Below are 11,483 nucleotides of genomic sequence, written 5' to 3'. Positions count from 1 at the left end.
TACGACAAAGATACGGATACGATCTACCTATATAATCCATATCAGTTAATGGTACTTGCTCAGGAAGAGTCTGAAACTGAACCAGTCATGTCGTTGGACTATGATGCACCGCAGTTTGGTATGGGACAGATGATCTATCCGGATGGAGAGGATCAGGAGTATCTGACTTATGCCAAGTCACATAAGTATGTACTGTCGCAGAAATTTAATTCGGATAAACCGGAACTGGTGGCAGATCAGTTGACAGAAAAAACGGCGACTGGAGTTCAATGGCTGGATGGTGAGCATGCTGACGGAAGAACAAAACCGGGACAGTTATATGTTGAAGTTTCCGGTAAGAAATATATTTTGATTGGAAATGAGTCACAGCTGCGGGCGATTGGAAGCAATAAGAGCGTGACTCCGAGACTATATGTCTATTACAGCCAAGGGTTGGTAAGTGGATTACTTGGTGGAAAGCCTTTCTACACACCATACTATCCAGGCGATGCGGATCTTGGACTTGATGCTGTTGCAACAGAAGGTGCAACTACCCATTTTTCGGGATTACATCAAAAGCCAGATACAGTAATAGGTGATAACTCTTATCTATATTATAAAGATAATGGTAAGTATAAGCTGGCAGATGTCGATTTGACAAGCGATGGTATTGTTACAGGGCTGTTGGAGGGAGTAGGAGGACTGTTAGGGACATTATTGGGTAGTCTTACAGTAGGAACTGGTAGTTTGTGTGGCGTTAACGACCAAGGGTTACCTGACAATAAAACAGCAAGCTTGACGAAGTTAAAGCAAGAATACGGTGGTCTGAAATATTCCTCCAACGCGAATTATATTATTTTCCGTGATATTGATTTATCAAAAGAAGGAATAAATTCCAATAAAGAAGATGATCTCTGGACTCCACTCAGGGTATCGGGTGATATCATCGGTGCAAAGTTAGCGGAAGGACAGACGATACTCACAGATGGGAATTCGATTCTGGCAACCGGAAGACCTGTGATCTCCAATATTAATATAAATCAGACTGAGGAAATGGATAGTACGAAGTATATGGGAGTCGGTTTCTTCGGAACGATAACAAACGAGATCAACGTAAATAATGTCGGTATCAGTGCAGGAACGGTAAAAGTATCCAACATTGAATTAAAAAATGTGGATGTTAAAAATAATACGAATAAACACAAAAACACACAGACATTACTCAGTGGGTTAACATCCGGACTAGGATGGCTGGTTGGAAGTGTTGTTGATGTACTGGTAGGTATTTTGACTATTGGTCAGGTGCAATTAAGTCTAAAAGATGTTTTATCAGACCTGTTGAATGCCAGAGCAACGGATCCGACACTCTATGCGACGGGCCCTTTTGCAGGAAGAGTAGTTGGTGACGTTGTTATTGAGAACTGTGATGTAACAGGAAGCATCTCAGTTTCAAATATCAACGAACGGACAGGCGGATTTGTCGGATACGCGGAAGGTGTCACTCAGTATGAGGGATTATCAGAAACTTTGGGTCTGACTGTAGATATCTTATCGTCATTATTAAATGCAATACCTGGACTGGGGCTTGGAGATCTGATCACGATCCTTTTGAAAAATGCATTGCCGGTTGGCAACTTAATTCCAACCGGATACAAAAATGTCACTATTCAAAACTGTCATGTCGATGGTCTGACTGGAACAATCGGAAATATAGATAAGAATTATGCCGGAGGCTTTGCCGGACAACTGGTTGGAACCAAAGTATTTGACTGCTCGGTAAAAAACAGTACTTATACCGTTAATACCAAGGAATATGGCGGAGGCTTTGCCGGAATTGGCAGAGATGCCGATATCAAAGGAACTCTAACAGAAATAGGTATTGACTTGATTCATGTAATGCAGCCGCAAAGTCTGCTTATGGGATGTAACCTTACAAACTGCAATGTTACGGTTACAGGTGAGAATTATCAAGGCGGCATTACAGGTGCTCTGACAAACAGTTACGCGATCAATTGTGGCGCAAGCGGAAGTATTTCAGTGAAAGCAACAGGCAGCTATGCAGGAGGAGTTGTTGGAACGGCAACCGTCGGTTGGGTTACTAACCTTGGAAAAGATGAAGTATCTGATCCAAGTCTCTTAAAGACAGTAGGAGAATTGCTTACAGAACTTTTGTCCAGTGATCCGGAAAAGGCAGGAATGCTGCTTTCCCTTACCGGTATCGCACCATCCGCAATCCTTGGATGCAATATGAATTGCTCGGCAATCTCAGTAGAAGCTGGAAAAAGCTATGCAGGTGGTATTCTGGGTGGTGGTGATGGTGTCTATCTTGCGGAATCCAGTGCGGATTATTTGACTAAGCTTTCTTATTGGAAATACGGTGTATTGGAAACTGGAAGCGTAGCACGAAGAGATAACGTGGTTACCGGATTACAGACAGTAAGGGCAGGGGAAAATCGTGTTGGTGGAATTGCAGGAAGTGTAACGACAGCGAGCATTACAGGACTTTTGAATGGTACACTGGGAATCGGAAATTTTCTGGGCTTTACCGTCCATCATGTAACTGTTACAGGAACAGATACCGGATATACCGTAGAAGCCGGAGAAAATTATGCAGGCGGCGCACTTGGTGAGGCAGTTGGCGGAGATGTAGAGACTGTTACTTTAGAACGATTAAAGTCTGTCACCGCCAAAAACAGAGTCGGAGGCTTTGTCGGCTGTGCAGGTCCTGGAGATCTGGCAGGAGCGGGAGGTCTTACGCTGAATCTGTTAGGACTCAATCATTTATTGCAGGTCAAAAATTTATTGAAAACCGGAGAATGGGTCCGCGTTAAGATAACAGATGCCCATGTGATCGGTTATCAGCCTGATATGACAGACGGACTGACTGTAACAGCAACAGGGACGAATTCAGATGGAGGAGTAGCAGATTATGTGGCTGGTGGATTCATCGGAAAGAGTTACAGCTGTGAAATCAATCAGTCGGATGTGAAAAATCTGAAAGAAGTAACAGCAAATGATACCGATGGATCTGCCGGTGGATTTATTGGAACCTCACAGACGGGAGGTCTTGCAGATGTGGCGTCTGAGGATGACTTAGATGTCTTTATAGATAAAGAGACGAAAATATTAGATATCAACGGATTACTGACAGCAGTGAAATATCTGATTCCTTCCTACACTATGTGTACCGTTACCTATATTAATGGAGGCGGAGTTTCAGCAGATACAGCTGGTGGTTTTGCCGGAAGCTTTCAGAGTGGAACCGTCAACAATCAGGAGGCAGGAGAAGGCAGCTATTATTCTGTCTATAATCTGGACTATGTAAATGGACAGTCTTATGCCGGAGGCTTCGGAGGAAATGTTTACTCCGGTGCATTAGCGGATGCCGGAGGAGGTATCAGTATTCTTGGTGGTCTTAAGGGGCTGAATATTAATGTTGGCGATTTGCTGAACCTGATCAATGCCTACATTCCATATGTACAGTATGCAGGGATCAAGTCGGACAATGGTTTTACCGTTACTGCGAATAAAATAAAATCAGAGGACAGCTATTCCGGAAGCGCCGGAGGATTTATCGGTTACGGAAGTGGTGTTCAGGTAAGCTACTGTGATGTTACGAGTCTGAAACATACGGATGTAACAGAGCCTGAGAAGGGTTTGGAAGATGTAGATAGCTCAAACTATTTTGATGATGTAAAGAGCCAGTATGCAGTAACCGGTGCCAGATATGCAGGTGGATATATCGGCTATATGAATATCGGTTCCGCAGCTTCCGTTGGAAAAGGTTTAAGTATTATTGGAACAGCAATAGGAATCAACAATGTGCTGGATGCATTAAACGTCGTTGTTTCGACAATTGAACACTCCAATGTTACAGGAAATGTTGGAGGTTTTGCAGTAAAAGCATCCTGGAAAAATACTGCTTCGGATGCGTCGGCGAATGATGTTCTTGGAGATGCAGGAGGATTTGCCGGAAAGATTTCCGGTGGACACATTCAGGATTCCAACGCAAATAACTTCTCTTATATCATCAGTCAGATTACAGCTGGTGGTTATGTGGGAGATCTGGAACCGGGAAATGTAGCAAATGTCCTTGGAGACGCAAGTATTTTAGGCGGACTTGTGAATGTAGAAAGTGCATTAGCCTCTCTTGCAGAAGACTTTGTTCCAACAATCAGAAACAGTTCCACAACCTGTATTCCCTGCGGTGGTGCAGTTCGGGCAGATGCGGATTCCACAACGCAGGTACAAAGAGGTATGGCCGGAGGTTATGCAGGACATAATGAAGGCGGTCACATTTGGGGAAATAATACAAAGAAATGGAAAGGTAAAGAATATGCCGGACCGCTCAGTACCTGTAAGGCAGTTCGGATCCGATCAGTATACGGAGAAGAAATTGCTGGTGGCTTCACAGGACTTATGGAGTCAGCAGATACGGCAAGTACCGGAAACCTGTCCTTGTTGTGGGGACTGGTAAAAGTAGATAATATCCTGGGAGCTCTCAGTGTTGTCTATCCGACAGAAGAAAATACGGCAGTTTACGGACCGCTTGCTCTGATGGACTATGAGACCTGGAACAAATGGGTGGAATTTGTCGGTAAAAAAGGTGGTTACGGAAGTGATCTTGCTGAGCATGGAACAGTAACTAATCAGGCTGAACTGGATGCGATCATTGGAAAGTATGCTTACGGATACAATGTCGTAGCAGGAAGAGTAAATTATCGGGATGAGATAAAACTGGCAAATGGCGGAGCAGCTGGCGGCTATGTTGGATTCATGCAGACCGGAACCATTACAAATGGACAGGCTTATCAGGCGAAGACGATTAAGGGGCTTCGATGTGCTGGCGGTTTTGCAGGAGAAATGATAAACGGCGGAGCAGCAAATCTTGGAGGAGTTGATATCCTCGGTCTTAATCTGCAATTAGGACAAATGTTGCAGGTACTTAACGTATTTGTGCCGGTGATCAAGAAATCTTCGGTAGAAGGTTACCAGAGTGGATTAGTTGTTCAGTCAGAAGGAATCAATGACAAGGATGCCTGTGGTTATGCAGGAGGTTATGTAGGAAAACTGATCGGTGGACAGATCTGGGGCGAAAATAATGCTCACTGCCAGGTTACAAAGCTGAGACGAGTTGACGGAAGAAGCTATGTTGGTGGATTTGTTGGAAGCTCAAGACCGGGAAGTGTAGCAACAGTGGATCCAACTGCTGGTGAAGGATTATTTTTAAGTAAATTATTAAATCAACTGCTGAATACTCCTGCAGATTTTATAAAAGTCATGAATGCGACCGTAGCAACGATCCGCTATGCAGATGTTATTTCCTGGGATGACTGGGGAATCATCGTAAATGGTGCTTATTCAGGCGGAGGCAGTAACACTTCCTATGCAAAAGCAGCGGGAGGATTTGCTGGAAGTCTTGTCGGAACTGTACTTGGGGAAAAAGATACCAAGGAAGCGGGAATTTCTGCACAGGGAATCCGTTCTGTTATTGCCGGGGAATATGCCGGAGGCTTCTTTGGAATAGCGGATGTCGATGCCGGAGTGCAGGTCTCAGGAAAGACAGAGACAGAATTATTCAAATATCTGCTTCAGCTTGGGCGTACCGATGTCTTAGATGCATTCCGTACTTATGTATATGATGGATCCGTAAGCGGAAGTGCGGATGCCGGCTTAAGTGTAAGTGCACATACAGCCGTGAAAAGCGGGCAGAATGACGCGGTGACATACAGCGGAACAGCCGGAGGCTTTGGAGGCTCTTTATTAAACAGTTCAGTAAAAAACAGCAGTGTTACAAAGCTTTCTAATGTAACCGGCCGAAATAGCACCGGAGGCTTTATCGGTTATTCCGGAAAAAGTGGTGTTGTGGATCTAAACAAAATCAATGTTCTGGGTAGCAATCAATGGCAACTTCTTGGAGGAGCAGCAGGTGTCCTGGATGTATTTGGTTCACATATTGAGGACAGCGGTGTAGCCGGAGTGGATGGTGGTTATACCGTACAGAGCAGTGGAGGCGAGGAAGAGATTGCTGGAGGTTTTATCGGTTATGCGAATCTTGCGAGGATGTCAGGATGTATTGCCGGAGATAGTAATATTCAGGCAAACGGGCTCAAACAGGTTGCATCCGGAGGAACAGCCGGAGGCTTTGCCGGAAGGACAAGCTACGAATACCTTGGAAATATAGATCTGGATTCCACATTAGTGAATGCATTACTTACCATTTTAAATCAACTGGTGAAAGCACTCTATCTGGATAAGCTTGAGGCAGCAAATCTATTGAATATTAATCTGGGAATTATTCAGATCAAGGCAGCTTATGAAGGTGATTTACTAAGTGTCAATCTGCTTGGATTAAAAATATCGGTGGGTTTATCCAAGGCTTCGACAGAAAATCAACAGCAGACAGATTTTGCGATTATTAAAATCGGAGATTCCACGATCAAGCTTCCCTGTGATTCAGATGGAATCAAACAGGATAATGATACAAAGTCCAATATCAGTATCAGTCTGATCAAAGCAAACCGAACGAAAATCACGGACAGTAATGTCTATGGTATCAGCTATGGATATGATGTCTATGCCGGTGGAGCCGGAAATGATAAAGATGGTTCTGCAGAAGATGGACGAAGCGGCGGCTTTGTTGGATTCAATAACGAAGGTCTTCTTCAGAACAACAATATGTACTACTGTGATGTGGTTCGGGGAACTCCAGATCTGGTAGGACCATTCAGCGGAGAAAGCAGCTTAAATTCTTCCTATTCTTTCAATACAAAAGAGAAGGTCGAAGGAGAGCAGAACAACTACCGTATTTACAGAAAACTGGATACGGCACTGGATCAGATCAAAAAGAATTCAGAAAAATTGAATCTCAGCTATGAAAAAGATGCTTCCAGTGGGTGGGATATTTACACGCTGGGACATATGAATTCGGTAAAAAGCTATGATACTTTGCAAAATGCAAAGCTGACAGATGATACATCGTCTACAACAGCAGAACTGAAAGCATATGAATCGTCAGCGAAAGCAGTATTGATGGCAGATACTAAAACAACCTTGAACACAGGAGAAAGTGATACTCCGGAACCGTCCGAGTCACAGGATCCATGTGATGAGCACATCAAGCTGACAATTAATAAAATCTGGAAGGATTTCAATAATTTTGATCATAAACGACCAGATAGTATCACGGTAACAATATCACGTATCTGGACAGACAAGGCAGGAAATGAAAAAACAGAAATAGTACCAGGTTACGAGAGTTACACTATAAAAGGTTCCAGCGATAAATCTAAATGGCAGGAGGTGATAAAAGAACTCCCGGCATATAAGACAGATGGAGATAACATATATTATTACACGTATTCCGTTACCGAAGCGGAGATAGTTGGTTATACGACGACGATAAAGAAATCGGAGGATGGATTTACCTTCACGATAACCAACAACAGACATTTCTCAAGTCTTCCGAATACCGGAGGATATGGAAGATATTTTATTTATCTGATAGCTATTCTGCTTTTCCTGTTATATTTCATCATGAGATATAAAAAATGCAAGGAAAACAAAAAGCTGAAATACTATAAAACAAAAGAAGTTTCAAAGAAAAGGAGATAACTGGCATGAAGAGAATGAAAAAAATCATGGCAATGCTGCTGGCAGCAATGATGACAATGGCAATGACAATCACTGCATTTGCCGCAGAAGGAACACTTACAGTTAATGTGAAATCAACAACACCCGCACAGGATTTGAATGGTCAGACAATTAATCTGTACAAATTATTTGATGTGACAGAGTCAGAAAGTGGAGAAACAATAAACTATGCATACACAGTGAATATAGCAGCTGGGTATAAAGATGCACTGTTATCTGTATTAGGTTCACCACTTACAGAATCCTCTACGGATGAGGACATTGCGAATGCTGTAAGAAATATTGGTAACAGTGATACTCAAGAAGTACAGAACTTTGCAAACAAGTTTACAACGTATGCGTTGACGAATAGTTTGGCAGCAACAGCTACCTCTGGAAAAATCACAGAGAGCAAAACATCTCATGAGTTTACAGGTTTAGATACAGGTTATTATCTTGTGTATGTAACAGGCGGCAAAGAAATTCAGTCTTCTTTAGTTACAGTAGATGCTACAACAAATACAGTAAGCTTAAAAACAGAAGCACCAAGCATTGAGAAAACAGCTGATAAACCAACAGTATATATTGGTGATGTCGTAACATATACCGTAAAAGGTTCTATTCCGGATACAACAGGATATGCAGAATATGTATACAAAATCCATGATGAATTATCAACAGGTCTTGATTTTGTAAAAAATGCTAACGGAGACGCTCTTGATAATGCAAATGAAGTAAATGTTACAATTGCATTTACAGCGGAAGGGGTTACAGATAAAGGCACAGTACCTACAACAGCAGCACTTTCCGATGAAGGCAACAGAAAAATGTCTCTTGATTTATCTGAATGGGTAAGAGCTAACCAGGAAAATAAAGGAAAAGAATTCACCGTCACATATTATGCAAAGGTAAATAAAGATGCAGTTGTAACAGAAAAGAACAAGGCTGAGTTAGAGTATGGTAATGAACCGGGTCAGACAACAACTACAACACCGAGTGAGGCAAAGACACCGACCTATCCGTTAGATATCTTAAAGAAAAAAGCAGGTACTGATGGAGCTACATTAGAAAAGTTAGCAGGTGCAAAATTTAAATTATATAAAGAGAGCGTTGATGAGGCAAATGTGATTAAGGTATCTGAAACAACAGTTGCAGGAAGCTATGTAGTAGATCCAACATCTTCTACTACAGAATTTGAATCTGTTAAAGAGATTACTGGAGAAGGTTACAACCTTCGCGTCAATGGTCTTGCAAAAGGAACTTATTATTTGGTAGAGACACAGGCTCCAGATGGTTACAACAAGTTGACGGCTCCAATTGAAATTGAAATCACAAAGAGCGCAGATACAGAAGTAAATAATTGGACAATTTCCAAAGATGGAGCAGTTGAAACTGATAAAATCATCGACATCGCAAACAGCACAGGTTCTCTTCTTCCATTTATTGGTGGACGTGGAACTATTGTATTTGCTGTGATTGCAGTTCTTCTGGTATTTGGTGTTGCAGTAAGCTATATCCGTGATAAAAGAAAATAAGTATAATAATTTTTACTAAAGATATAAGTTAGTATTTAAGGAATGGGCGGTTATCTTTCACGGAAGGTAACCGCAATTCCAAGTATAACAACAGGGGGAATGAAATGAAAAGTAAGAAGAAAAATAAGATAACAATAAATGATATCATTCGTCTGATCGTGCTTTTGGTTGCATTCTCCGTATTGTTATATCCAACGTTGAGCAGTTATCTGAATGAAAAGAATAGCTCCAAAGTGGTATCTTATTATGATGAGGAAAGTATAAAGCTAAGCGAAACAGAAAAAGAGCAAATGTTGGAAGATGCGAGAGCATACAATCAGGAAATGTTAGGAAATATCGATCTTATTGATCCGTCCTCAAAGGAGAATACGGAAATTGATGAACGGTATCAGAGTTTATTGAATCCGGATGGAACAGGAATGATGGGATATATCCATATTCCCAAGATTAATATAGAACTTCCTATTTATCATGGAACAAGCGAAGCAGTTCTGCAGGCGGGAGTCGGCCATTTTTGGGGCACGTCCCTTCCGGTTGGAGGTGAAAGTACTCATACGGTATTGACCGGCCACAGAGGGCTGCCCACCAAAACACTTTTTACCAATATAGATAAGCTGGAAGAAGGGGATATATTCTATATTAAAGTTTTAGATGAAACTCTGGCATATCAGATAGATCAGATTTTGACTGTTTTACCGGAAGAGACAGATGCGTTAGCCATCGAATCCGGTAAAGACTATGCAACACTTGTCACTTGCACTCCATATGCGATTAATAAACACAGACTTTTAGTCCGTGGATATCGGATACCATATGAGGAAGCAACGGAGCAGGAGTCGGATGTAGATGTGAAACCAGAATTATCCTTTACTGCTAAAGTGTTGATTGTAACAATCATAGTAATTTTCATAGGATTAATTATAACTGTAATGTACAGTATGAGGGATAGAAAAAGGAGAAAAATAAGGTGATAAAAAAGATAAAAAGTGTTCGCCTTCTTTTAATGGTCATACTTATTCTTTTCAGTAGTTTTATAGATGTTTCAACGGTTCATGCTGAGGATGGAACCAGAAAAGGAAGTATTCAGATCATTTATAAGGGGAGAAATCATACAGATGAAGAAGTAACTCTTTCCAGAGCAAAGTTCGCAATATTTCCGATTCAATATAAGAAAAACGATGAATGGATCTGGGAAAACGGTTTTGAGAATTCAGGCGTGTCGCTAGGAGACACAAGTGCAGAAGCAAGAGAGAAACAGGCGAAACGTTTATTTGAGTATGCGAAAAAAAGTAATATTTCCGGAACAACGCAAGTAACAGATGACTTGGGTCATGCAAGCTTTGCTGAGTTAGAGGAAGGAATTTATCTTCTTGTACAAATTGGAAATGTGGAATGTGGTACAGATAAATTTGAATCCGCTCCATTCCTTGTGAATATTCCATCTGAAATCAATGGAAAAACAGAATATGATGTAGTGATAGAACCAAAAGGTGAATGGGTTACTCCTGCAAAGCCACTTGTTACACCGACAAATTCAGATAAGCCAGCGCCAACAGAGCCGACTCCAACGAAGCCGGATATACCTGCTCCTATCCAGAACATAATAGATATCGTGAAGACTGGTGATACAACCAATATAATTCCCTGGGTCTTGATTGCGATTAGTAGTCTTGTGATAATTATTGTACTTTATAGAAAACGAAAAGAAAAATAATGTATACGGTAGATCTGGTATGGAAATATAGTAAGAAATGGATTATGAGGAAATTTTCAACTGCCTGTCTGAACAGGAGAAAAATGAACTGGTGGACAGAAAAAAAGAATTTGCCAAGGCAGCAGAAAGAGAATTGAATATTACAGAATAAGCGCAAAGGCATAGCCCCCTTACGGGTTCTATGCCTTTGCGTTTTCCGGAAGCAGCATCCGGTCATCGATATAGTAATCACAGGAAATCTTCCGGCTGTTGTGTCCATAGAATTCGATGATTTCCGGAAGATTGTCATTAACTGCATCAAATTCAAGATTCTGTTCCCGGCACCATTCGACAGCTTTTGACAAGGCTCTTTGGTGCTGATATATATGTATAAATGTATTGTATATCACTATTGAATACGGCATTAGGAATAGTCCACCAGTGCGGAACATTCGTCCACTGAATGCGGGCAAAAAGTCCACCGAGTGCGAAAATAATCGTCCAAATTGATCACCTTCTGTATACTTAATTTATGTATGAGTTTTCATACAAATAAGTTACAGGAGGTTATTTTTATGATCAATTATCATAAAATTCTTGAAATGCATCTACAAGGGATTTCTCAACGGACAATCTCTTCCAGT

Annotated in this window: 4 protein-coding genes; all 4 read left to right on the top strand. The window is 41.5% G+C overall.

The window, feature by feature from the left end; translation table 11 throughout:
- Positions 1-93: 93 nt before the first annotated feature.
- The 4 genes from ACFO3L_RS03970 (at position 94) to ACFO3L_RS03955 (ending at position 10,860) form a co-directional block, all read left to right on the top strand.
- Positions 94-7,593, top strand: coding sequence for a Cna B-type domain-containing protein (locus ACFO3L_RS03970; protein WP_379964077.1), 7,500 nt, complete (start codon positions 94-96; stop codon positions 7,591-7,593).
- Between the two features lie 5 nt (positions 7,594-7,598).
- Entirely contained in the window at positions 7,599-9,146 is a 1,548-nt protein-coding gene (locus tag ACFO3L_RS03965; protein ID WP_379964075.1) for a SpaH/EbpB family LPXTG-anchored major pilin, read from the top strand.
- Positions 9,147-9,250: 104 nt separating this feature from the next.
- A complete protein-coding gene (locus tag ACFO3L_RS03960; protein WP_379964073.1) occupies positions 9,251-10,117 on the top strand; it encodes a class C sortase in 867 nt (288 codons plus the stop codon).
- Positions 10,114-10,860 (top strand): hypothetical protein, encoded by a 747-nt coding sequence (locus ACFO3L_RS03955; protein WP_106776073.1) that lies wholly within the window; start codon positions 10,114-10,116, stop codon positions 10,858-10,860. Before ACFO3L_RS03960 ends, ACFO3L_RS03955 begins: the two co-directional genes overlap by 4 nt.
- Positions 10,861-11,483 lie beyond the last annotated feature (623 nt).

The sequence above is a fragment of the Enterococcus eurekensis genome, from assembly GCF_042654605.1.
Taxonomy (GTDB): domain Bacteria; phylum Bacillota; class Bacilli; order Lactobacillales; family Enterococcaceae; genus Enterococcus_I; species Enterococcus_I eurekensis.
The sequence above is the reverse complement of the archived record's forward strand: the minus strand, read 5'-3'. Positions and strand labels throughout refer to the sequence as shown.